This window comes from Colwellia sp. SU-HH01217 (assembly GCF_057543495.1).
In genome coordinates, this window is the sequence record NZ_BAAJLX010000018.1 from 1 (window position 1) to 23,569 (window position 23,569).

Annotated in this window: 23 protein-coding genes; 19 read left to right on the top strand and 4 right to left on the bottom strand. The window is 36.7% G+C overall.

Translation table 11 applies throughout. The annotated features are described in order from the left end of the window. The coding region (locus tag AC27G3_RS16615) for a transposase (protein ID WP_487123605.1) at window positions 1–92 on the bottom strand (92 nt) is incomplete at its 3' end. A gap of 350 nt (window positions 93–442) precedes the next feature. Between AC27G3_RS16615 and AC27G3_RS16620 the strand changes: the two genes are divergently transcribed. The 16 genes from AC27G3_RS16620 to AC27G3_RS16695 all read left to right on the top strand — a co-directional run bounded on the left by AC27G3_RS16620 (window position 443) and on the right by AC27G3_RS16695 (window position 15,725). Next, window positions 443–2,128 (top strand): response regulator, encoded by a 1,686-nt coding sequence (locus AC27G3_RS16620; protein WP_487123505.1) that lies wholly within the window; start codon window positions 443–445, stop codon window positions 2,126–2,128. Window positions 2,129–2,379: 251 nt separating this feature from the next. Next, on the top strand, window positions 2,380–3,123 hold the full coding sequence (locus tag AC27G3_RS16625; RefSeq protein WP_487123507.1) for a MipA/OmpV family protein: 744 nt from the start codon (window positions 2,380–2,382) through the stop codon (window positions 3,121–3,123). A 63-nt stretch (window positions 3,124–3,186) separates the two neighbouring features. Continuing rightward, window positions 3,187–3,678, top strand: a complete 492-nt coding sequence (locus tag AC27G3_RS16630; protein WP_487123509.1) for a DUF2878 domain-containing protein — start codon at window positions 3,187–3,189, stop codon at window positions 3,676–3,678. Then, entirely contained in the window at window positions 3,671–4,213 is a 543-nt protein-coding gene (locus AC27G3_RS16635; RefSeq protein ID WP_487123511.1) for a chalcone isomerase family protein, read from the top strand. The genes AC27G3_RS16630 and AC27G3_RS16635 overlap by 8 nt, the downstream gene beginning before the upstream one ends. Beyond that, complete coding sequence (locus tag AC27G3_RS16640; RefSeq protein ID WP_487123513.1) at window positions 4,210–4,761, top strand: DUF3833 domain-containing protein; 552 nt, start codon at window positions 4,210–4,212, stop codon at window positions 4,759–4,761. The genes AC27G3_RS16635 and AC27G3_RS16640 overlap by 4 nt, the downstream gene beginning before the upstream one ends. Window positions 4,762–4,921: 160 nt before the next feature. Then, entirely contained in the window at window positions 4,922–6,706 is a 1,785-nt protein-coding gene (locus AC27G3_RS16645) for a fasciclin domain-containing protein (protein ID WP_487123607.1), read from the top strand. A 134-nt stretch (window positions 6,707–6,840) separates the two neighbouring features. Next, entirely contained in the window at window positions 6,841–7,425 is a 585-nt protein-coding gene (locus AC27G3_RS16650) for an LON peptidase substrate-binding domain-containing protein (RefSeq protein ID WP_487123515.1), read from the top strand. A 69-nt stretch (window positions 7,426–7,494) separates the two neighbouring features. Further along, window positions 7,495–8,112, top strand: coding sequence for a sigma-70 family RNA polymerase sigma factor (locus AC27G3_RS16655; protein WP_487123517.1), 618 nt, complete (start codon window positions 7,495–7,497; stop codon window positions 8,110–8,112). Next, complete coding sequence (locus tag AC27G3_RS16660; RefSeq protein ID WP_487123519.1) at window positions 8,105–8,797, top strand: ChrR family anti-sigma-E factor; 693 nt, start codon at window positions 8,105–8,107, stop codon at window positions 8,795–8,797. The genes AC27G3_RS16655 and AC27G3_RS16660 overlap by 8 nt, the downstream gene beginning before the upstream one ends. A gap of 28 nt (window positions 8,798–8,825) precedes the next feature. Continuing rightward, the gene (locus AC27G3_RS16665; protein ID WP_487123520.1) at window positions 8,826–9,785 is read left to right on the top strand and encodes a YbgA family protein; all 960 of its coding nucleotides are present in this window, start codon (window positions 8,826–8,828) and stop codon (window positions 9,783–9,785) included. A gap of 16 nt (window positions 9,786–9,801) precedes the next feature. Beyond that, a complete protein-coding gene (gene phrB, locus AC27G3_RS16670; protein WP_487123522.1) occupies window positions 9,802–11,178 on the top strand; it encodes a deoxyribodipyrimidine photo-lyase in 1,377 nt (458 codons plus the stop codon). A 57-nt stretch (window positions 11,179–11,235) separates the two neighbouring features. Further along, entirely contained in the window at window positions 11,236–11,697 is a 462-nt protein-coding gene (locus AC27G3_RS16675) for a nuclear transport factor 2 family protein (protein WP_487123523.1), read from the top strand. Continuing rightward, window positions 11,697–12,422 (top strand): SDR family NAD(P)-dependent oxidoreductase, encoded by a 726-nt coding sequence (locus AC27G3_RS16680; RefSeq protein ID WP_487123525.1) that lies wholly within the window; start codon window positions 11,697–11,699, stop codon window positions 12,420–12,422. The genes AC27G3_RS16675 and AC27G3_RS16680 overlap by 1 nt, the downstream gene beginning before the upstream one ends. After that, window positions 12,419–13,678 (top strand): NAD(P)/FAD-dependent oxidoreductase, encoded by a 1,260-nt coding sequence (locus tag AC27G3_RS16685; protein ID WP_487123527.1) that lies wholly within the window; start codon window positions 12,419–12,421, stop codon window positions 13,676–13,678. The genes AC27G3_RS16680 and AC27G3_RS16685 overlap by 4 nt, the downstream gene beginning before the upstream one ends. 1 nt (window position 13,679) lies before the next feature. Next, entirely contained in the window at window positions 13,680–14,462 is a 783-nt protein-coding gene (locus AC27G3_RS16690; protein WP_487123529.1) for a DUF1365 domain-containing protein, read from the top strand. Between the two features lie 36 nt (window positions 14,463–14,498). Then, window positions 14,499–15,725 carry a class I SAM-dependent methyltransferase gene (locus AC27G3_RS16695; protein ID WP_487123531.1) on the top strand — a complete coding sequence of 409 codons (1,227 nt, stop codon included), beginning with the start codon at window positions 14,499–14,501 and terminating at the stop codon, window positions 15,723–15,725. Window positions 15,726–15,819: 94 nt separating this feature from the next. Here AC27G3_RS16695 and AC27G3_RS16700 read toward each other — a convergent pair whose 3' ends face one another. Together AC27G3_RS16700 and katE2 are read right to left on the bottom strand one after the other, a co-directional pair. Beyond that, on the bottom strand, window positions 15,820–16,746 hold the full coding sequence (locus tag AC27G3_RS16700; protein ID WP_487123533.1) for a LysR substrate-binding domain-containing protein: 927 nt from the start codon (window positions 16,744–16,746) through the stop codon (window positions 15,820–15,822). A 158-nt stretch (window positions 16,747–16,904) separates the two neighbouring features. After that, window positions 16,905–18,338, bottom strand: a complete 1,434-nt coding sequence (katE2, locus tag AC27G3_RS16705; RefSeq protein ID WP_487123535.1) for a catalase KatE2 — start codon at window positions 18,336–18,338, stop codon at window positions 16,905–16,907. A 206-nt stretch (window positions 18,339–18,544) separates the two neighbouring features. Between katE2 and ahpC the strand changes: the two genes are divergently transcribed. From ahpC to AC27G3_RS16720, 3 genes are all read left to right on the top strand, one after another. Further along, complete coding sequence (gene ahpC / locus AC27G3_RS16710; protein WP_487123536.1) at window positions 18,545–19,108, top strand: alkyl hydroperoxide reductase subunit C; 564 nt, start codon at window positions 18,545–18,547, stop codon at window positions 19,106–19,108. A 113-nt stretch (window positions 19,109–19,221) separates the two neighbouring features. Beyond that, window positions 19,222–20,772, top strand: coding sequence for an alkyl hydroperoxide reductase subunit F (ahpF, locus tag AC27G3_RS16715; RefSeq protein ID WP_487123538.1), 1,551 nt, complete (start codon window positions 19,222–19,224; stop codon window positions 20,770–20,772). A gap of 177 nt (window positions 20,773–20,949) precedes the next feature. Continuing rightward, window positions 20,950–21,462 (top strand): MarR family winged helix-turn-helix transcriptional regulator, encoded by a 513-nt coding sequence (locus tag AC27G3_RS16720; protein ID WP_487123540.1) that lies wholly within the window; start codon window positions 20,950–20,952, stop codon window positions 21,460–21,462. Between the two features lie 27 nt (window positions 21,463–21,489). On the opposite strand, the gene AC27G3_RS16725 is transcribed toward AC27G3_RS16720, so the two are convergent. Continuing rightward, window positions 21,490–23,439, bottom strand: a complete 1,950-nt coding sequence (locus AC27G3_RS16725; protein ID WP_487123542.1) for a BCCT family transporter — start codon at window positions 23,437–23,439, stop codon at window positions 21,490–21,492. Window positions 23,440–23,569 lie beyond the last annotated feature (130 nt).

Here is a 23,569-nt window from a genome sequence, read left to right on the forward strand (position 1 = left end):
TCCGAAACTTCAGCAACTGAATAACCACGCTCAGTGATTTGTTTTACTGCTTCTATTTTAAATTCTTGGGTATACCGTTTGCCTTTGCTCATAAACACCTCTAGTTGAAGTTACAATGTAACTCATTTGGTGTCTAGCAAAGTCTGGGAAGTCCAAACATATTGCCGACCTATTTACTCACAATGTCATTACCGAGGAAGCCGATTACTTTAATTACACGTTAATTGATAAAAATAATAATCAATATCACTTTCCTGAAAGGCAATTAAGAACATCTGGCAATGTAATAGAAAGCGATCCAACACAGATCAGTTTTTCGTTCCCGATCGAACTTATTAATAATTCATTAACGTTAATTATTACTCCTAAAAATCAAACGTTAAAAAATCCAGATAGCTTACTACTTCCTCTGTACTTGGCGGGAATATTATTAACCTTAACATTGGCATTTATTACCAGATCATTATTATCTCAACAACACAAATTATCCCGTGAAGTTAACAAGAAAACAGCCGATATTGTTAAGCAGAAAAAGCAGTTATCCGAAAGCAACGCCTTACTTAAACAAGCGGTAAAAAATGCAGAAGAGTCAGCCAAAGCAAAAGGTGATTTTTTAGCAAACATGAGTCACGAAATACGTACACCACTTAATGGTGTTATTGGTCTTACCGAGTTATTGAAAGAAACGACACTAGATACTGAGCAAAGAGAATATATCAATAAATTGCTCTTTTCAGGCCGGCATTTATTAACCGTTATTAACGATATTTTAGATTTTTCTAAAATAGAGTCTGGCAATATTACACTAGAGCAAAATCCATTCTCTATTTATAGCGTTATCGACAATTTATCAATGACCTTCGATGAAATTGCTAGAGCAAAAAACATTAAGTTTACTATTACCACTGCAGGAAATATTCAGCCTGATTTGATGGGTGATGTTTATCGTTTAAATCAAATATTATTTAACTTATGTTCTAATGCCATTAAATTTACTGAACAAGGTGAAGTTAACGTAGTTATTGAAATGACAGCACCAACGCCAGAAAATGATTTGTATAACATTAAATTTAAAGTGTTTGATACTGGCATAGGGTTAAGTAAAGAAAGCATGGCAAAGCTATTCCAAGAATTTAATCAAGCTGATACTTCAACCACGAGAAAATATGGTGGAACAGGCTTAGGGCTATCTATCAGCCAAAAGCTTTGTCGAGCAATGAATGGCGATGTATTCGTTGAAAGTACAGTTAATGAAGGCAGCTGTTTTACTGCTTCAATATATATAATGCTTAACGAAAAAGTATTGGTTAAAAGTGATATACCAGCACAACTAATAAAAAAAGCTAACATTTTATTGGTTGACGACAATCCAATTGCTTTGGAGGTATTAGGCAAGTTCCTAACAAAATGTGGCGCTACAGTCGTTAAGGCAAACGATGCAGAACAAGGCTTAGTCTTTTTAAAACAAGCAGATAGTAATATTCAAATTATTATCTCAGATTGGACTATGCCAATCATGAGTGGCGGAAAATTTATTGCTGAAGCCGTAAAGTTAAAGCTTAATAATATGCCTAAAGTGATTATTTTAACAGCATATGAAACTCACCGTATTAAAAACACTAAAGAACACTTACCTATTCACAAAGTATTACAAAAGCCATGTCATAGTACTGAGTTGTTAACAGTAATTAATGCGTGTTTAGAGGGGCGTAGAGAAGAAGTTACAAGCAAAAATAACAATGATCGCCTTTCAGGTATACATGTGTTGGTTGCTGAAGATAATAAAATTAATCAAATAGTCGTGAACAAAGTGCTTACCAGTGAAGGGGCCATGGTTACAATAGCGAATCACGGTAAAGAAGCGATTGAATTGCTTAATCAAGCACATAATAAGTTCAACATTATTCTTATGGATATTCAAATGCCTGAGATGGATGGTATAGAAGCCACCAAAATTATTCGAGCCAACGCTAATGCAAGCATTTCAGCATTACCTATTGTTGCATTAACCGCTAATGTATTGGATAAAGATGTGGATAATTACTTAGCTGCTGGTTTGAATGCACATCAAGCGAAGCCGATTGATAAAGAAAAGCTAATAGAAACCATGCTCTCATTATTGATGTAGTTTTATAGCCAATGAACAATAAAGTATTTACTACATTAAATACTTTGACACTTAAACAATATTCTTTTTTAAAGTAGTCCTGTAATTGAAGAAAAGAGCTATCTAACTTTTGATTTATTGGCATAATAGTTACTACACCTTTCGCTTAATAATGCAAAAAAGCAAGTACAAAGTATGTGTATTATTAATTCCTTATTGTTATATGATGCCCTCTATAGATCTAAAGATCAGGTTACCGATTAATTAAAGTTATGTTTAAAAAAATTATAATATGTTTATCTCTCCTACTACCCCTTTTTGTAAAAGCTGAAGATTCGAAAGATACAGGTACATATATTTATGGACTGGGGATCAGCACCAATAAAGAAATTTATAAAGGGTATAACAGGCGAACAATTCCTTTGCCTATGATTGGCTACCGATCTGAAAAATTAAATGTTTTTGGCCCTTTTGTGAGTTATAAAGTTGCAGAAGCTTCCGGTTTTAGCTTCCAAGTTCAAGCCGCTCCAAGGTTTCAAGGCTTTGATGATAGTGATAGCTATATTTTTGAGGGCATGAAAGAGCGAAAATTCTCGATGGATATTGGAGGAGCTTTAAATTATAAAAAAAATAACTGGAAGCTCAGTTTTTCGTCAATGTTTGATGTGTTGAGTCGTTCTAATGGGAGTGAAGTGGTTACTGCGCTTTCTTATAATTTTAACTATGGCCCTGTGTTTATTGAGCCTCGTATAACCTTAAGTTATTTAGACAGCAATCATGTTGATTATTATTATGGTGTTGGCAAAAACGAAGTCTCTGCAATTAGGTCGGAATATGTTGGTCAAAGTGCAGTTAATTCTGGCTTTGGTGTCTCGATATCTACCCCTATTTTTTTAGGTGGCTTTACGCAATTAAATATACAGCGAACTTGGTTTGCAGATGAAATAACCGAGAGCCCATTAGTCGAAGACGATGGAAATATCATGGTTAGACTGCTCTACACTAGAAATTTTTAACGCTTTTTAATCCAAACACGCCAATCTAACGTATAAATAGCAAACCCTTTTATTGTTGTTTATATGTTATTTAATTTGCTCGGTTTTAATCTATCTTGGTTGGGACTCATATTATTCGGTAATTCTTTCATACCGTTTACGCTTTTTTGGCTAGGGCTTCACCTGTATTGGTGTAAACAAATAAAGTCTGAAATTAAGCTAATTTTGGTGACCGTGCTTATCGGCACGTTAGTCGACACGACTTTGCATTCTGCAAAGGTATTAATATTCCCTCAAGATCACTTTATCCCATTGTGGTTAATTGCACTTTGGGCTTCTTTCGCTGCGACAATTGCTCATAGTTTGCAACTCTTAAAAAATTCAGCACTCTTGCAAGCCTTGGTAGGGCTTATTTTTCCACCATTAAGCTACATTGGCGGAGCATCATTATCGTCTGTTGAGCTTGGTTATAGCCATTTTAAAACCTATCTCATATTAGCTCTGATTTGGTCTGTTTTAATGGTGGTATTTTTTAAAATTAAAGAAAATTTTTATAGGGAGGTCAAAAATGATTAAGGTATTTTTATTCATATTTTTGTTGATTAATGGTGTTTTATCGATAGCTAACGCTGACAACCAGATAGTCGATCGGCTTCCTCAAGATTATGGTGAGTTAGCATACAAAGAGGTTGGTAGCGCAAAATTTTCAGTGTTGTTTTGGGATATATACAACAGTACCTTATACACAAAATCAGGACGTTATCTACACGAACAATCGCCAGAGTCATTACTTTTTAAAATAGAGTACTTTAAAGATATTACCGCTGATGAATTAATTGAACGAACTGTTCAGCAGTGGCAACATTTAGGAATATCTAAGTCTCAATATGTTAACTATATTCCCAAGTTAAAAGTCATTTGGCCAGATATCTCAGAGGGTGATTCATTAACCATATTAGTTGAAGAGAAAAAATCGACTTTCTACTTTAATGATAAACAAGTTGGCGACATAGAAGAGAAAGATTTTAGTCGTATTTTTTTAGATATTTGGCTTTCGCCAAAAACTAGTCAAGCCCAATTACGGGCGAAATTGATAGAGGGAAATAAATGATGACTGCCTTTAAAGGGTTACTATTAGTGTTGTTTTTGTTGGTCATGACAAGTTGTAGTTCCAACATACATGACTATGAAAAAACCTCTCCTAAGTTTGACATTAAAGAATATTTTACAGGTAAATTCACTGCATGGGGAATGATTCAAGACTATACAGGTAAAGTAACAAGGCGTTTTTGTGTTGAGCTCAATGGTACATGGAATAACAACGAGGGAACACTTGAAGAAGTGTTTTATTTTCATGATGGTGAGGTCAGTTATAGAACGTGGGTATTAACCAAGCTGCCATATGATGAGTACTCTGGCACGGCTGAAGATGTTGTCGGGGTAGCTAACGGTAAACAAATGGGTCATGCCTTTCGTTGGCAATATCAATTAGAAGTCCCTATTGATGGAGATACTTATACTTTTAATATGGATGATTGGATGTATCAGCTGGATGATTATAGAGTGATGAATAAAACTACTATGTCTAAGTTAGGTGTTAATGTAGCCGATATCACGTTGTTTTTTGATAAAACGTTGATGAATTCAACTTGCCAATAATCGATTAATAACTACTGATCGCGGAATATGTAGTGTTAATTTTTAACTTTTTAAAATTATTTTGATCTCTTTTTAACCCTTGCTCGTAAATTACTCTGTTAACAAAAATCAGGAGAGTAATGTGAAATATTTTAAAGTGTTAAGTGTAACTATTTTAAGCATGTTTTTATTACAAGCATGTAACGATAATAACAACTCTAGCAAGGCTGATGAGGTTGTAACCAAAACTACAATTGTTGATGCTGCTGTAAGCAATGGAAATTTTAAAACCTTGGTAACAGCTTTGCAGGCAACAGGGTTAGATACAACATTAGCAGATACAGAAAGTCGTTTTACTGTTTTTGCACCAACAGATGATGCTTTTGCTTTGTTGGGACAAGACACCATCGATGCTTTATTAGCTGATACCGATAAGCTTTCTGATATTCTTACCTACCATGTCATTAGTGGCGAAGTAAACTCTACTACTGCTATTGGTTTGGCAGGAACTACCGTTGATATGGTTAATGGTGATGCAATTGGTTTGTCATTAAATGGTGATAATCTTTTAGTAAATACAGCAACCGTTGTTACTGCGGATATTCAAACAGATAACGGTATTATACATGTTATCGATGCGGTATTACTTCCACCTGAAGATATGGCAGAGCCTACAGCAAATATTGTTGAAACAGCCGTTGCCAATGGTAATTTCACCACTTTAGTTGCGGCATTACGAGCGACTAACTTGGATGCAGTGTTAGCGGATGAAAGTTCAACTTTTACCGTATTCGCACCAACAGATGCTGCATTCGCATTGATCGGCGAGCAAACCATTAACACCTTACTTGAGAACACTGATGTTTTATCAAGCATTTTACTCCAGCATGTTGTGTCTGGTGCTGCAGTAAATTCTGTAACGGCTTACACACTTAATGGAACAATGGTTGAGACTGCGGCAATGACTGAAGTAGCACTTAACATTAATACTACGAGTGATATGCTTATGTTCGGTGGAGCTAATATTGTAATAAAAGATATTTACACCACCAACGGCATAATTCATGTGATAGATGCTGTTGTGGTAGGAGATGTAGAAATTCCTGCACCAGCAATGAGTTTAATCGATGTGGCGAGTGCTAATGGTAACTTCACTTCACTTGTTGCTGCTTTACAAGCGACCGGTTTAGATACCACACTGGCCAACCTAGATGAAAATTATACTGTTTTTGCGCCTTCAGATGCTGCATTTGAAAAATTACCTGCAGGCACTTTAGATAGTCTGAGCTATGATCAGTTAACAGATATCTTGTTGTACCATGTTTTACCTGGAAAAGTTTTGGCTGATGGCGCAATCACGGTGGCTCAATCAAGCAATAATATGGTTGAGACAGCAAATGGCGATAAGGTTTCATTATCGTTTGTTGATTCAATGTTATTTGTTAATGGTGCAAAAGTTAGTACTGCAGATGTTATGGCTGATAATGGTGTCATTCATGTAATTGATAATGTCATTATGCCACCAGCAATGATGGATGCTCCTACTCAAAATATTGTCGAAGTTGCGCTTGCAGATCCAGATAACTTCTCTACTTTAGTTACCGCACTAACTGCTGCTGACCTAGTGACTACACTTTCAGATGAAAATGCAACTTTTACTGTTTTTGCGCCAACTAATGCTGCTTTTGCAGCGGTTGACCCTGATGCACTATCAGCATTGTTAGCTGACACGGATGCATTAACATCAGTGCTGTTAACTCATGTGGTAAGTGATGCAAGTTTAAGCTTGTTAGATGCTTATGCTGCCAATGGAAAAATGTTAACTACAGCGTCAGGAAAAATGATTAACGTGTCGGTAGATGTTGACTCGGGTGCTTTGGTTATTGGCGGTTCAAAAGTTGTAATATCTGATATTTACACAACGAACGGTGTTATCCATGTGATTGATACCGTTATTCTTGACTAGCGTTAGATACTCAATAAAGTGCAGTTGCTGCTGCACGCTCTTTGCCCCTATTTTTAGGGGCTTTTTTATTTTTATTGATCAAAAATGCTATCTGATTCGTATAGAAAGGTATGAATGAAAGAGTGAAAAAATATATGAAAGATACCACCTTAGAATTACCAATTTTGCCTTTAGCGGTTTTTTTGTTGCCGGATGGCATAACTCGATTAAGGATTTTTGAACCGCGTTATTTGAAAATGGTAAAAATTGCCACCCAAGGTCATGGGTTTGTTCTATGGTTAAAACATCAAGACCAAGAACAGGCAATGGCTAGATGGGGAAGTTGGGTAGAAATCATTAATTTCGACCAAGGTAGTGATGGCGTTTTAGAGATCGATGTAAAGTGTAAAGCAATAGTCGATATTCAGAAGGTTGTAACAGATGACAATAACTTAAACATTGGTACGGTTTGTGAAATACCTCATTGGTCACAGAGCACAGGCGATAATCAATATTCTGAACTTGGTCAGTCATTAACGGAACTTCTAATGAGTGATAGTCTGTTTAGGGAGTTATACCCTAAGATATTTGCTAAAAATATTAATTGGGTAGTGGCAAGATGGTTAGAGATTCTACCTGTTAATTTAACGGTGAAAAGCCGATTTATTAGTGTTCACAATTATCATCAAGCAAAAGGTTTTGTTCAATCAATTATAAATAACGAAAAAAATTTTAATTAATTGTGATCTTTTCTTTAATCGCCTGCGTATTACCCTTTAAGTTTTTCAAGTAGAACCGGTGATAATGCAATGCAAACGAACTTGCTAAGCAAAGTGACAAATGCTAAACCTAGTAAAATGTCAGAACAAATAGATCATCCACAACTTTGCCAATGGCTTGAGGCTGTTGCCATTTCACGAGACAAAAAAGCATTTACTCAGTTGTTTCGCTTTTTTGCACCTAAAATTCAACGTATCGCAAGCAACAAGTTTTTTAATGAAAATCAAGCAAATGAAGTTGTTCAAGAAACAATGAGTAATGTTTGGCGCAAAGCGCATTTGTTTAATCAAGACAAGGGCGCGGCGACCACTTGGGTATATACAGTCATGCGAAATGTTACCTTTGATATGTTAAGAAAGCTCAAAGGAAATAAAGAGGATAACCTCAGTGATGATATTTGGCCAATTGCTGAAAGCATGAGCAGTGAAGATGAGCCTTTTGAAGACCATCTTGAAAACAAGCAATTGCTAACCGTTATTGAAAAACTTCCTGAAGTGCAGCAACAAGTTGTTAAAGGTTTCTATTTTATGGAAATGTCTCAGGAACAACTTGCTACACACCTGAACTTACCGCTTGGAACAATAAAATCTCGTTTGCGTTTAGCTTTAGCTAAACTCAAAGTGCAGTTAGGAGAAGAACATGATTAAACATCACCCTAAATTTGAGTTAATACAATCATTTGTGAACGGTGATTTACCTGCATCATTATCAGCAGCTATCGCCATACATGCAGATATGTGCCCTTCATGCCAACAACAAATAGCACAGTTAACAGAACAAACAGCAGAATTAAGTTTCGAAGAAGCTTATTTAGACAAGTTTATTGTCGATGATAATGAGAAGTTGCAAGAGGCAAAAACACTTGATATTGACTTTGATGCCATGGTTGCCCAAATAACTGAGTCAAACGACATTGAAGAAGTAGAGTTGCCTGTAGAAAAAAAGATATCGTTTAATAATAAATCCTATACGTTACCAAAAGCATTGAACAATATGTCGATGGGAAAAACCTTACATATGGGGAAATTATCTCGAGCTCGCGTACAACTAAATGAAAATGAAATACACACCAGTCTATTGCAGATTCAACCTGGAGGTGGTGTTCCACAACATACTCACAAAGGGTTTGAACTCACATTATTATTAGACGGTTCATTTCATGATGAAAAAGGAGAGTATGTAAAGGGCGATTTTATCATGCTAGATAGCGAACATACCCATAATCCTATCTCTAATGAGGGCTGCCTTTGTTATACCGTCGCAAATGATGCTTTGCACTTTACTCAGGGTATAAATAAGTTACTTAACCCTATTGGCTCCTTTATTTATTAATTTGTTGCTCAATAGCTAAGGAATAATCATGATTCATCCTGTTGACAAAAAAGACTTACATATTGGTATTAGTGCATGTTTAGTCGGTGAAAAAGTTCGTTTTGACGCGAGTAATAAACCTTCTAATTTTTGTATCCATGAATTTGGCCAGCATGTGACTTATCAATCGTTCTGTCCAGAAGTTGCGATAGGCTTGCCGATCCCTCGTCCAACAATTCGACAAATTAAAAAAGATGATGTTATTTCTGTTTCAAGACCCGATGGCTCAGGCGATGTTACAAGCGCACTTAAAGCTTATGGTAAAAAGGTTGCTAGCGTAACCAAACACCTAAGTGGTTATGTATTTTGTGCTAAAAGTCCAAGTTGCGGCATGGAAAGAGTAAAGCTGTATTCTCCAGAGGGTAATGCACTGAAATCTAATGGCATTGGTGTGTTTGCGCAAGAAATTATGGCGGCAAACCCTTTATTGCCTTGTGAAGAAAATGGCCGATTGAACGACCCTATAATTCGAGAAAATTTTGTTGCCCGGGTATACGCTTATAAGCATTGGCAAGATGTAGAAGCTTCGGGGATTACAAAACATAAATTAACCACTTTTCATAGCCAATATAAATACACGTTAATGAGTCATGATTTGGTGGCCTATAAAAAGTTAGGTCAATTATTAGCGAAATCAGATATACCATTAGCTGAAATGGCGTCACAGTATATTGCGGGCTTAATGGCTGCATTATCTATTAAAGCTACACGAAAAAAGCACGCCAATACATTAGCACACATCCAAGGTTATTTTTCAAAACAACTTAAAAGCAATGAGCGTCAAGAGTTATGTGAACAAATTGATGCTTATCGTGAAGGCTTAATTCCACTTATTGCGCCATTAACGTTAATCAAGCATTACCTACTACAATTCCCGAAAGACTATTTAGCAATGCAAGCATATTTATCTCCATACCCCGATCAACTTAGGCTGAGATATGCCTACTAACATGTAAAGGAACCCCATGATACTCTGGTTTCGTAACGATTTAAGAACACACGATAACCCTGCCTTACAGCACTTTATGAACACCCCCTGTTCAACTAAGTTACGTAAGGCGTTTTTTTTCATATCCGAAAAACAGTGGCAATTGCATGATTGGTCAGAGATAAAAATTGATTTTATTAAACGCCATGCAAAGGCATTAGTGCACGAACTATCAAGCTTGGATATTGATCTAGAAATAGTGCACGTACCCGACTTTCCGTCACAAGTAGCCTATTTAAAAACCTACTGTTTAAAGCATAATGTTCGGAGTGTCTTAGCCAATAGTGAGCTTGAATACAATGAGCAACAACGAGACCAATCCTGTATTAACCAAGGCATTCCTTTAACATTGTTTGAAGCAGATGTGGTTGTGCCAAAAGGTAAAGTGCTCAATCAGTCGGGCACAATGTTTAAAGTATTTACACCTTTTAAAAAAGCTTGGCTGAAACAGGTGAGACAATTTGGCTTCGAATATTTAGCAAAGGCACACAATAATACCAACCGGAATGCTGAACTATTGGAAACAACAGGCAATTCTGAATCTAGTGCTTGGCCTTTAGCTGGCGAGTATGAAATGAATGTATTGCCAAAGTTTTTTCAAGATAAAGTAACTAGTTATGCTAAATACCGCGATATTCCTTCGGCCAAAGGCACATCTGGTCTTTCTCCTTATTTAGCAGCAGGGCTTATTAGTCCAAGGTATATTTTATTTGCTTTGCTAAATCGTTTTCCAGATATTTTAATCGCGACAGATAGTGAAGAGTTTTCTTGGTTAAATGAAATTATTTGGCGTGAGTTTTACAGGCATTTATTATTTCACGAGCAAAGACTTTGTATGCACCAATGCTTTAATCAAAAATACCAAGACGTTCAATGGCAGAATAACTCAATTTATTTTAATGCATGGTGTGAGGGTAAAACAGGTTACCCACTTGTTGATGCGGCAATGAGACAACTCAATCAAACGGGGTGGATGCATAATCGTTTAAGAATGGTGGTAGCAAGCTTTTTAACTAAACACCTACTGATTGACTGGAGATTAGGTGAAAAGTATTTCATGAAGCACCTGATTGATGGTGATTTAGCGTCTAATAATGGCGGTTGGCAATGGGCTGCGAGTACAGGGTGTGATGCCCAACCATACTTTCGAATCTTCAATCCTATTAGACAAAGCGAAAGATTTGATCCAAACGGAGATTTCATTCGTAAATACTTACCAGAGTTAGAAAGTATACCCGTTAAACATGTTCACTTTCCTCATCAATATATTGCTAATCATCAATTACAATTATATTGGGAACCTATTGTTGACCATAAAGAAGCTAGGTTAAAAGCACTAGCCTTTTATAAATAGACACAAGAGTTAAGTGCATGGTTTTTTTAATATTTTAATCTGATTTTTGGTAATAAAATGAAGACAAATACATTGGATGATTTACCTAAAGATACACCATTATGGTTAAGTAATTTTGTTAGTGTTTATCAAAGGCTCGAAACGAATAACTTACAACTGTTAGATACTCTTTATCACCGTGAGGTCACTTTTATTGACCCGCTAAATCACCTTGAAGGCTTTGATGAATTATATCAATACTTTGAAGGCCTTTATCAGAACTTACAATCTTGTGAATTTATTATTGAAAATATTATTTTTCATGGAAAGGAGGCCGCAATTTATTGGACGATGACTTATCAACACAACAAATTAAATCAGGGTAAGCGCGTTACTGTTGCTGGATCTTCTTATATCAAAGGGGAAGGAGATAAAGTGATTTTACATCGTGATTACTTAGATTTAGGGGCAATGATTTATGAACAGCTTCCACTATTTGGTAAGTTAACCAAATGGGTTAAAGCTAAGGTAGTTAGCTAATGGCTGGCAAAATGGTTTTAATTACAGGAGCTACCTCTGGCATTGGATTAGCATTGTTTAAGCAATATGTCGCCCGTGGCGATAAGGTTATTGCTTGTGGTCGAAACCCAGAAAAATTAGCCATGTTGTCAAAGGACGCCTATCAAACATGTTTGTTTAATCTTAACTCGCCTAAAGAAATCGAACAGCAATTAAGCCAGTTGTGCGATCTAGATATGGTTATTCTAAACGCTGGAGATTGCCAATATATTGATGATGCTAAGCAGTTTAATGGTGAAATATTTAGCGATATTATCACGACTAACCTAACGTCTTTAGGATGGTTATTACAATTTACGCTACCCTTATTAAAAGGTGAAGGTCAGCTAGTGTTTGTTAGCTCTAGCGCCACTATTTTACCTTTTCCTCGAAGTGAAGCTTATGGCGCTTCAAAAGCAGGCATGGATTATTTAGCGAATAGTTTACGGTTAGATCTGGCTGAATATGATATCGATGTAACTTTAGTTCATCCTGGTTTTGTCAAGACTCCTTTAACCGATAAAAATAACTTCGATATGCCTTTTCTTATTACCAGTGAAGAAGCAGCATCTCGTATTGTTAGCGGAGTTGATAAACGCAAGGCATACCTACACTTTCCAAAACGATTAACATTACTGTTAAAAATTATCAGCTTTATGCCCTCATCACTTTGGCAAAAAATCATCACAAAGAAACATACATCATGAAAAAAATTGCAATTATTGGATCAGGCATTTCAGGGCTAACTGCAGCATATTTATTATCGAAAAAACATCATGTTACGGTTTTTGAAAAAAATGATCGTATTGGCGGACATACCGCTACGGTTGATATAGAAAAAAATGGTGAACAATTTGCTATCGATACCGGTTTTATTGTGTTTAATGACAAAACCTACCCTAACTATTTAGCTTTATTGGCGGAAATAGGTATTGGAAGACAAGCCACACAAATGAGCTTTTCAGTACATAATTGTCAAACAGGTATGGAATACAATGGACATAATTTAAATACACTTTTTGCCCAACGACGTAATTTGTTAAAACCAAAATTTTGGTGGTTAGTGAAAGAAATTCTGCGATTTAACAAACTTTGTAAAAAGATATTCGCAACACAAAACTATCAAAGCGGTTTAACTTTAGGACGCTTTTTAAGCGAAAATAACTTTAATGATTATTTCGCAGAACATTATATTCTACCTATGGGAGCCGCGATTTGGTCAAGCTCTTTAGCGCAAATGGCAGATTTCGAATTTAGGTTCTTTGTACAGTTTTTTCATAATCATGGTTTATTGAATATTGCTGATAGACCTCAGTGGTACGTTGTCCCTAATGGGTCAAGAAGCTACTTAGCACCTTTGTGTAAACCTTTTAAAAAAAATATTCGATTAAATGCCAATATTAGCGGCATTAGCCGAATAAATGACAAGGTTCACTTAGGTTTTAACGATACTGAGGATGAAGTTTTCGACGAAGTTGTCATTGCATGTCATTCAGATCAAGCACTAGCTTTGTTGCGTGATGCGACAACTGACGAAAGCAAAATTTTGTCAGCGATGCCATACAGTGAAAACTCTGTGATATTGCATACCGACAAAAAACTATTACCAAAACGAGAAAAAGCTTGGGCCAGTTGGAACTATCAATTAAGCCAAGATAGAAGTAAAGCCGCGAGTGTTACCTACAACATGAATATATTACAAGGTATTGAAAGCCAGCATACTTTTTGCGTTACCTTAAATCAAAAAGAAGATATCGACCCTAAGTTAATTTTAAGAGAGTTTACTTATCATCACCCTATTTTTTCAACAAAGTCTATTGAAGCACAGAAGAAAAAAAATCAAATATGTGGTCTGCATCATACCCATTTTTGTGGGGCATATTGGTATAACGGATTTCATGAAGATGGTGTTAAAAGTGCTGTTGAAGTTGCCAAACGCTTTAATTGTTTCTTAGAGAGTTAAAATGAAAAAACGGTTTAACCAAAGCAATATTTATTTAGGAAATATTGTGCATCGACGTTTTAGTCCCAAAAAGCATAGTTTTGATTATTCATTATATATGTTAGCGCTAGATGTTTCAGAGGTTGAAGATGCAAAAGCAGGGTTAGGGTTGTTTGGGTTTTCTTGGTATCACCCGTTACGCTTTGTTGAAAAAGATTACCTAAGAAGTGAACCGTATGGGTTAATGCAACGTATAACGAATAAAGTACTGGAATTAAGTGGTCATAACGATATTCAGCGTGTTGTGATGTTAGTGCAGGTTAGATGTTTTGGTATTTATTTTAGTCCTGCTAATTTTTATTTTTGTTACGACCAAAATAACCAATGCACTCAAATGCTTGCTGAGGTTAGTAATACACCATGGAATGAAAGACATTACTATTTAATCGACTTGTTAAATAGTGGAGAGAAAGTAAGTAAAAAAGACTTTCAAGTGTCGCCTTTTATGGATTTAGATATGTCTTATTTTTGGCAAGTAAAAGCGCCAAGTGACAATAACAGTAACATAATGATACGCATAGAAAACAAAAAGCTAAATTCAGCTAATGGTAAAATTGAAAAGTTATTTGATGCTAATTTAATGATGAAAAAACAAGCGTTTAACCAAAAATCACTATTGCAAGTTTGGTGTCAGCTACCAGTAATGACATTGAAAATTGTGCTTGGAATATATTGGCAAGCTTTAAAGATTTTTATCAAACGAATTCCATTTATAGGCTATCAAAAAACAAACAAAGAAAGCTGAATTATTCATTATATTATGAAGTGACAGGAGAGAATCGTGGAGCAAGTAAAAGATGTAAGAGTACTAAATACAGCGAGTTGGTTCGATAAACGCTGTCGTGCTTTGGTTCATTCTGTATTTGAAAAAATTTCTTACGGTAAATTAGAGGTTGTTGAGGGAGCAGAGCATTATTTTTTTTCTAAGAGTGACGATGATCTGGCTATTCAAGGAAAAATTCACATTCATGATATCAGTATTTATCAAGACTTTGTAAAGGGCGGTAGTATTGGCGTTGCCGAAGCATTTATCGCGGGTAAATGGAGTAGTCCCAATCTTACCAATGTGATTCGTATTTTTGCAAAAGCACAGCAACAAACGGATAAATTAGAGGCGAAAAAGTCGTGGTCCAATAGAATTAAAAATATGGTGAATCATTGGCAAAACAGAAATACACAATCAGGTTCCAAACGTAATATTTTAGCCCATTACGATCTTGGTAATGAATTATATACGCGTTTTTTAGATCCTGAAATGATGTATTCTTCGGCTATTTATCCAACAGATACTAGTTCACTAGAAGAAGCTCAAAATCATAAGTTAAAAACAATTTGTGAACGTTTATCTCTCAAACATACCGACCATTTACTAGAAATAGGGACTGGTTGGGGCGGCTTGGCTATTTATGCTGCTAAGCATTATGGCTGTAGAGTAACAACAACAACAATATCTGATGCACAATATCAATACGCTGAATCACGTATAAACGAATTAGGTTTATCTAATAAAATCAATTTATTAAAAGAAGACTATCGAGATTTAACTGGCTCTTTCGATAAAGTGGTTTCGATTGAAATGATTGAGGCGGTTGGTTATGAGTTTTTACCTAGTTTTTTTGCTCAATGTAACGATAGGTTAAAACCTGGTGGTAAATTGCTTATTCAAGCGATAACTATTGCTGATCAACGCTTTGACTATTACAAAAAAAACGTAGATTTTATTCAAAAATACATTTTTCCTGGGGGCTTTCTACCCTCTGTTAATTTATTAAGTCAACAGATGACTGAGCATACTGAATTAGTAGTTGAGCGCTTGGATGACATAGGCTTAGATTATGCAAAAACTCTCAATGATTGGCGTATCAATTTTTTAAATTCTTGGTCTGAATTAGGCCAGTTCGGTTACGATGAGCAATTCAAACGATTATGGCTGTACTATTTTGCCTATTGTGAAGGAGCATTCTTAGAACGCTCTACAAGCGCTATACATCTTTTGGCTAGGAAGTAGATTAATGATATTTTCTGCATGTTGATGGTGGTACCGTTTTATTAACTCAATTTTTTGCCACTAAGTATTTTAAAGGCAATGGGTTATCCGAAAATTACAGTGGCAGTTGATTTAAATTACTCCCAACACTTTCTGATAGCTCTTCATGAAAGATGTCTTTTAATAAGATAATTTCATTAACCCTGACATAGTTTGGTCGAATAATTAATGAAATGGTGCGATGGGGCCCTGGTTCATTTAAATGCACAGCTCTAAGCTCTGATTCAGAGTGAATTAATTGATCTAAAGCCATTTGTGGTACAAGCGTGCTACCTAGCTTGCCTGCCACCATTTGAATTAACGTATGTAAACTTGCGGAGTCAAAGTCTGAATCTTGTTTTTTATTTTGTAAACTACAAGCGGCTAACGCGTGATCCTTTAAGCAATGCCCATCTTTTAATAACATCAGTTTTTCAATTTCTAGTTCTTCGCTGGTAATTTCCTGTAATTGTTTAGGGCATTCATCTTTGTGGCATACCCAAAAGAAATCTTCTTGCCAAAAATTAAAACTCATTAAACCTTCTATTGAATAAGGTAGTGCAAGAATGGCTGCGTCGATATCGCCACTGCGTACCATATCTACAAGTATGTGTGATTGTTCTTCAATAATTTTTAATTGGAAATCTGGGTACAGTTTTCTAACTTCAGGTAACACTTTTGGTAAAAGGTAAGGGCCAATAGTAGGAATAACGCCTAGGGTCATCGGTGAAGTAAAAGACGAACTATTTTGTTGAGCAACTTGTAATAATTGGTTTAATTCTAACTTCACTCGTTTTGCTTGATCCAGTATTAATTTGCCTTTACTGGTTACTAGCACCTGCTTGTTATTACGCTCAAAAATATTTAGCCCTAACTGCTTTTCTAATTCGTTGACGGCGGTACTTAATGCAGATTGCGAAACATTACAAGCTTCCGCAGCTTTCTTGAAGTGTAGCGTTTTTTCAATGGCGAGTGCGTAGTGTAATTGCTTGAGTGTGATCATAATTATTGTGAAGTGAAAATTTATGTTAATAAAAATACAGAGTTAAGCTGTATAAGACAAGGAAAGACAGGTGAATTCATGTTTTTAACCATTTGAAACGACACACCTTCTTACTTTATATCTAAGTAAAAAGGAGGTCGATTCTTATACTTGATGAACTATAAGCCTAAGGCTAATTTAATGCCTGCGCCATAAGCCGGATCTGCTGCGGTACAGTGTTTAATATGACGTTGTTTAATTTCATCTGCTACGTCACCCATCGAACTGGCAGTATTATTAAATAGCACTTGTTGTTGCTCGGCGTTCATTAAACGGAATAAAGCACCTGCTTGTGAGAAGTAATCCTCATCTTCTCTGTGATCCCAGTGCGCCGCGGCACCTTGTAAATTTAACGGTGGCTCTGAAAAATCAGCTTGTTCTGCCCACTCACCTTTTATATTTGGCTCATATCCAATTGTTGCACCGTGATTGTCGTCGGTTCGCATAGCACCATCTCGGTGGTAACTGTTAACTGGACAACGAGGGGCATTTACAGGAATATGATTATGATTGACACCCAAGCGGTAACGCTGAGCATCGCCATATGAAAATAAGCGACCTTGAAGCATCTTATCTGGCGAAAAACCAATACCTGGGACTATGTTGCCCGGGTTAAATGCAGCTTGTTCAACTTCAGCAAAATAGTTTTCTGGATTTCTATTAAGCTCCATAACGCCCACTTCCATCAATGGGTAATCACCATGTGGCCACACTTTGGTTAAATCAAATGGGTTATAACTGACTTTACTCGCATCAGCTTCAGGCATAATTTGCACTTTTAACGTCCACTTCGGAAAGTTTTTATTATCAATGGATTCTAATAAATCTTTTTGATGACTTTCTCTGTCTTTACCTACTAATACTTCCGCCTCTTCGTCAGTTAAGTTTTTTATACCTTGCTGTGACTCTAAATGGAACTTAACCCAAAAACGTTCATTATCGGCATTAATAAAACTAAAGGTATGGCTACCAAACCCATGCATATGACGATAAGTTGCAGGAATACCACGATCGCTCATGACAATAGTGACCTGATGGAGTGCTTCTGGTAATGACGTCCAAAAGTCCCAATTGTTAGTTGAACTACGCATATTAGTTCTTGGATCACGTTTAACTGCATGATTTAAATCAGGGAACTTAAGTGGATCACGTAAAAAGAATACGGGTGTGTTGTTACCGACTAAATCCCAATTACCTTCTTCTGTGTAAAACTTAACAGCAAAACCACGAATATCGCGCTCTGCATCGGCAGCGCCTCTTTCGCCAGCAACTGTTGAAAAACGCGTAAATAGTTCAGTCTCTTTGCCGACTTCGGAAAATATTTTTGCTCGCGTATATTTGCTAATGTCATGGGTTACGGTGAATTTACCATAGGCAGCTGAGCCTTTGGCATGCATACGTCTTTCAGGAATAACTTCACGATCAAAGTGCGCGAGTTTTTCTAAAAACCAAATATCTTGTAAAAGTTGAGGTCCACGAGGCCCCGCAGTTTGTACGTTTTGATTATGTGCTACCGGGCAGCCTGCTGCCGTGGTTAATTTTTTATCCGACATTCTCTACTCCTTTAATAAGTGAATACAGCTATAACTTTAGAACATCTTTATTGATTACCAAACTTTTCTACGTTCTGTTTTTTAGAAGATAACCATCTATTTTATTTAATTTATTGAATATCGAGTTTGCCTTAATATACCTCCATCGAAAGCAAATACGCTTTCTAAACAACAATATTTTAATCGTAACTAAAGAGGAAATACTCATGGCTCAAATAGGCAAATTAATCCCAGAATTTAAAGCACAAGCATTCCATAACGGCGAGTTTGTTGAAGTAACTTCAGACAGCGTGAAAGGTAAATGGTCTATCTTTTTATTCTACCCAGCAGACTTTACCTTTGTTTGTCCAACAGAACTTGAAGATATGGCAAACCAATACGCACAATTGCAAGAATTAGGTGTTGAAGTTTATGCGGTATCAACTGACACACATTTTTCACATAAAGCATGGTACGACTCATCAGATGCTATTGGTAAAATTAACTTCCCAATGATTGGTGACCAAACAGGCAATATTACTCGCGGTTTCGATGTCATGATTGAAGAAGATCACATGGCACACCGAGGTACTTTTTTAGCCGATCCTGATGGCGTTATTCAAGTGGCTCAAATTCATGCTGGTGGTATAGGTCGCAGTGCAAAAGACATGGTACGTAACGTAAAAGCGGCACAGTACGTTCGCGCTAATGACGGCGAAGTATGTCCAGCGGCATGGGAACAAGGCGAAGCGACATTAACGCCTAGCTTAGATTTAGTTGGAAAAATCTAAACAATAATCCCTCAAGTTGCGGAGCGTGAATCAGCGCTCTGCTCTTTTTTTAGATCAAAATTCATTGCTATTGCATTAGCGAATTATTGTAATCCCAGTAATAAGGCGGCCATATGTTAAGCCCAGATATTTTAAATGCATTAAAAACCTACACTGAAAAAATGACCAACAAGGTATCGCTAGTATTACAAACTGGTGAATACGAAAAACGCGCTGAGTTAGTCGATTTTTTAACACAACTATGTTCAGTCTCAGACAATTTACAGTTAATAGAGCGTGATGAAAACTTAAGAAGCCCGATAACTTTTTACTTAGAAGTAAATGGTGAAAATAACGGTATTCATTTTTCGGGTATACCCAGTGGTCATGAATTTAACTCGCTTATTTTAGCTATTTTGCAATCTTCAGGCACCGAGTTAAAGCTTGATAACACATTAACTGAAATGGTTAAAAAAATAAAAGAGCCTTTACACTTTGAAGTGTTTATCTCGCTCAGCTGTCATAACTGTCCTGACGTTGTACAGTCACTTAATCAATTTGCATTAATTAACAATAATATTCAATCAGAAATGATTGATGGAGCATTATTTCAGAGCGTTATTGATGAACGCAACATTCAAGGTGTGCCGAGTGTTTATTTAAATGGCGAACTATTTGCCAACGGAAAAATTGATACCGCACAGCTTGTCGATAAACTGATTGAGCGGTTCCCCTACATTGTTGGTTCAAGCGATACAGAGCAATTACCATTACAAGATATTACGGTTATTGGTGGTGGCCCTGCGGGTGTAGCATCGGCGATATATGCTGCTCGAAAAGGCTTAAACGTTACTATGGTTGCCGACCGTATTGGTGGACAAGTGAAAGATACTGTCGACATTGAAAACTTAATTTCAGTACCTAAAACTACTGGCACAGAACTTACGGGTAACTTACTCGCTCATTTAAGAGATTATAATGTCACAATAAAAGAGTTTTTACGGGTAGATACTATCGAAAAGGGTGATATTAAAAAAATTCACTTATCTAGTGGTGAAATTATTGAAACTAAAACGGTGATAGTAGCCACAGGTGCAAAATGGCGAGAACTAGGAGTTCCTGGTGAAAAAGAAAATATCGGTTCGGGTGTCGCTTATTGCCCACATTGCGATGGCCCATTCTTTAAAGGTAAAGATGTTGCCGTTGTTGGCGGTGGTAATTCAGGCATTGAAGCAGCGCTTGATTTAGCCGGTATGGTTAACCACGTTACTGTGTTTGAATTTTTACCTGAGCTAAAAGCTGATCAATTACTCGTTGAAAAAGCACAAGCTCATAGCAAAATTACCATCATAAAAAATGCGGCCACCAAAGAAGTTATTGCTCAAGGCGGTAAAGTAACGGCGCTTGCTTATGAAGACAGAGTAACAGGCGAGCTTAAACAACAACCATTGTCAGGTATTTTTGTGCAAATAGGTTTATTACCAAACAGTCATTTTTTAAAGGGCGTGGTTGAATTAACACAGCATGGCGAAGTAGTTGTTGATGAGAGGTGTCATACTAGCGAACCCGGTATATTTGCTGCTGGCGATGTGTCTACTGTACCTTACAAACAAATTGTTATTGCTATGGGTGAAGGAGCGAAAGCGTCACTGTCCGCATTTGATTATATTATTCGAGAAAACTAAACCTTATAAAGAAATTTAGCTAAACCTATAGCCAACTTGTTAACGAAGCAAGTTGGCTTTTTTAATAAATAAAAATGAGCACATAGTTAGTGAAATGGGGATTATAATAATTTACCTAGGCGTAACCTTTAATTTTTATTAGACTAATAGCTATTAATACCTCTAAAGTATTCGATTATGGAAAAACATCAAGAATTATTAATTGCCTTAAGAAAGGTGATCAGAGCAATAGATTTGCACTCTAAACACTTGAGCAAAACCTCAGGGTTAACTAGTCCTCAATTATTAATTATGCTAGAAATTGATAAGGACTCGGGGATAAACTCTAGTCAGGTGGCGAAAAATGTTAACTTAAGTGCGGCTACTGTAACCAATATTCTTGATCGCTTAGAAAATAAAAATTTAATTACTCGTGTCAGAAGTACGCAAGATAAGCGTAAGGTGAGCCTTCATTTAACCGACAGTGGTCAAGCGCTTTTACAGAATGCTCCCCAAGCTTTACAAGAACACTTTATTGCAAACTTCTCTAGTTTGGCGCAATGGGAACAATCACAATTGTTATCGTCAATGGAGCGACTCGCCGAAATGATGAACGCCAATGAAATTGACGCATCTCCTTTATTAGAGCTTAATGCAATGAGCGCCAGTAGTGTTAATAAAACTGACGCATCAAACAAAGCAGACAAGTAACGGCCTTAAATTCAGGTGCTAATTTACTTAGCGGGACAAATGTAAAAAGTGCAGATGTTTATGGTATTGATCAATAATATTGTTGATCACTGCCGTTTTTGACCAGCCCATTATGTCGTAATCTTGTCCACCTTCCACTAAATGAACTTCTGCGCGATAGTAGCTTTGGTCATCGTCATCAGCTTCATTAATAAAATCGGGTTGTAAATATTGTCGAGCAAGTACGCGATAGACAAATTCTTGCGCCTCACCATGATCTACGGTAAAGCTTAGGCCGTCTTCACGTGAAATACTTACCTCGATTTGGTTTTCCTTTAACTCTAAAGCAACTAACTCAAATGCCGGAGCAACAGTTTGATTAATAAATTTAGTCACATTCGATTTGTTAGGGAAGTCGACCACGTTTTTTAACCGCATTTGCCAGCTGTCATCATTACCTGCACTTGAATGAGGTATCGCCGTCATTTGTTGGCTTTCTTGTTTAAACCCTTCCACCCTTAATGCTTTTATTAAGCCAACTATCGCAAGTAACAAAACAATAGTAAAAGGAAGAGCGCTAGCAATAGTCATTGTTTGCAGTGCATTTAACCCGCCCACTAGTAATAATATTGCCGCGACAACACCGATACCAACCGCCCAGTAAACACGCTGCCAAATTGGTGTGTCATTTTTACCGTGTGAACACAGCATATCGACAACCATAGCGCCAGAATCACATGAAGTGACAAAAAATATAACAATCATTAATACGCTAAAAAATGACAAAACAGTGGTTAGGGGAAAGTTGTCAAAAAATACAAATAACGCAACAGATGAGTCTTTACTTACCATATCACCTAATGAAGTAATTCCTTGGCTGTAAACAAGATCGATGGCACTGTTACCAAAAACGGTCATCCAAAATAACGTAAATAAACTTGGGATGAGCATCACCCCAATAATAAATTCTCTTATGGTACGGCCGCGAGAAATTCTGGCGATAAACAAGCCTACAAATGGTGCCCATGCTAGCCACCAACCCCAATAAAAAATTGTCCAACCTCCTATCCAGTTGGTTTTTTTATAAGCAAATAAGTTAAACGTGTTATGGACGATATCGGCGACGTAATCGCCAATATTTTGTAAATAAGCTTGTAATAAAAATACGGTGGGCCCTAAAACAAAAATTAATAATAGTAAAATAACCGCGAGTGCCATATTGGTTTCTGACAATATCTTTATGCCTTTATCCAGCCCTGTACTTACTGAAATAACAGCCAGCGCAGTAATTGAGCACATTATTATAATTTGATTCGTAGTGGAAACATCAATACCGAATAAATAGTTAAACCCTGCATTAACTTGCGAAGCCCCTAATCCAAGAGAAGTCGCTACACCAAAGACCGTACCGACAACAGCAAATATGTCCACTAAATGCCCCGGCCATTGATAAATTCGATCGCCAATTAATGGATACAGAGCTGAACGTAATGTTAATGGAAGGTTGTGGCGGTAGCTAAAATAAGCGAGCACTAAAGCAACTACGGCATATATCGCCCACGCATGTAAGCCCCAATGGAAAAAAGTCATTTTCATGGCTTCGCGTACAGCGTCTACACTACCTGGCTCGGCAGTAGGTGGCGATAAGTAGTGCATTAAAGGCTCTGCTACTCCGAAAAACATGAGTCCAATCCCCATACCAGCAGCAAACAGCATAGACAGCCATGTGCCTAATGAGTAATCAGGGGTTGCATGATCAGGTCCTAATCGAATATCACCATAGCGCGAGATACCTAAAAATATCACAAAGAAGAAAATAATCGCGACACTCAAGACATAAAACCAACTGCCATTTTCAATGATACTTGCTTGAATGAGCGTAAATAAGCTTTGTGCTTGTTGAGGAAGGAGTGAAGTATAAATTAGTAGCACGAGGACAATTGCTGAAGCGCCACCGAAAACCTTATTATTTAATTGACTTTTAACGGATGTAGGCAAGTTTTTTTCCTCATTTTTTCGTGTTGATAGTATATCGTCTGACACTCATCTGTAAATAGTAGCATGTATCACATTGATATTTTGTCTGATTGTTCATTAATTAAGCTTTGAGTAAATTCTGATTAGTTGC

Bases quoted from the DNA above. Each gene is read 5' to 3' on its own strand.
- AC27G3_RS16625 (WP_487123507.1), top strand. From the start codon at position 2,380: ATGTTTAAAAAAATTATAATATGTTTATCTCTCCTACTACCCCTTTTT.
- AC27G3_RS16630 (WP_487123509.1), top strand. From the start codon at position 3,187: ATGTTATTTAATTTGCTCGGTTTTAATCTATCTTGGTTGGGACTCATA.
- AC27G3_RS16635 (WP_487123511.1), top strand. From the start codon at position 3,671: ATGATTAAGGTATTTTTATTCATATTTTTGTTGATTAATGGTGTTTTA.
- AC27G3_RS16640 (WP_487123513.1), top strand. From the start codon at position 4,210: ATGATGACTGCCTTTAAAGGGTTACTATTAGTGTTGTTTTTGTTGGTC.
- AC27G3_RS16645 (WP_487123607.1), top strand. From the start codon at position 4,922: ATGTTTTTATTACAAGCATGTAACGATAATAACAACTCTAGCAAGGCT.
- AC27G3_RS16650 (WP_487123515.1), top strand. From the start codon at position 6,841: ATGAAAGATACCACCTTAGAATTACCAATTTTGCCTTTAGCGGTTTTT.
- AC27G3_RS16655 (WP_487123517.1), top strand. From the start codon at position 7,495: ATGCAAACGAACTTGCTAAGCAAAGTGACAAATGCTAAACCTAGTAAA.
- AC27G3_RS16660 (WP_487123519.1), top strand. From the start codon at position 8,105: ATGATTAAACATCACCCTAAATTTGAGTTAATACAATCATTTGTGAAC.
- AC27G3_RS16665 (WP_487123520.1), top strand. From the start codon at position 8,826: ATGATTCATCCTGTTGACAAAAAAGACTTACATATTGGTATTAGTGCA.
- phrB (WP_487123522.1), top strand. From the start codon at position 9,802: ATGATACTCTGGTTTCGTAACGATTTAAGAACACACGATAACCCTGCC.
- AC27G3_RS16675 (WP_487123523.1), top strand. From the start codon at position 11,236: ATGAAGACAAATACATTGGATGATTTACCTAAAGATACACCATTATGG.
- AC27G3_RS16680 (WP_487123525.1), top strand. From the start codon at position 11,697: ATGGCTGGCAAAATGGTTTTAATTACAGGAGCTACCTCTGGCATTGGA.
- AC27G3_RS16685 (WP_487123527.1), top strand. From the start codon at position 12,419: ATGAAAAAAATTGCAATTATTGGATCAGGCATTTCAGGGCTAACTGCA.
- AC27G3_RS16690 (WP_487123529.1), top strand. From the start codon at position 13,680: ATGAAAAAACGGTTTAACCAAAGCAATATTTATTTAGGAAATATTGTG.
- AC27G3_RS16700 (WP_487123533.1), bottom strand. From the start codon at position 16,746: ATGATCACACTCAAGCAATTACACTACGCACTCGCCATTGAAAAAACG.
- katE2 (WP_487123535.1), bottom strand. From the start codon at position 18,338: ATGTCGGATAAAAAATTAACCACGGCAGCAGGCTGCCCGGTAGCACAT.
- ahpC (WP_487123536.1), top strand. From the start codon at position 18,545: ATGGCTCAAATAGGCAAATTAATCCCAGAATTTAAAGCACAAGCATTC.
- ahpF (WP_487123538.1), top strand. From the start codon at position 19,222: ATGTTAAGCCCAGATATTTTAAATGCATTAAAAACCTACACTGAAAAA.
- AC27G3_RS16720 (WP_487123540.1), top strand. From the start codon at position 20,950: ATGGAAAAACATCAAGAATTATTAATTGCCTTAAGAAAGGTGATCAGA.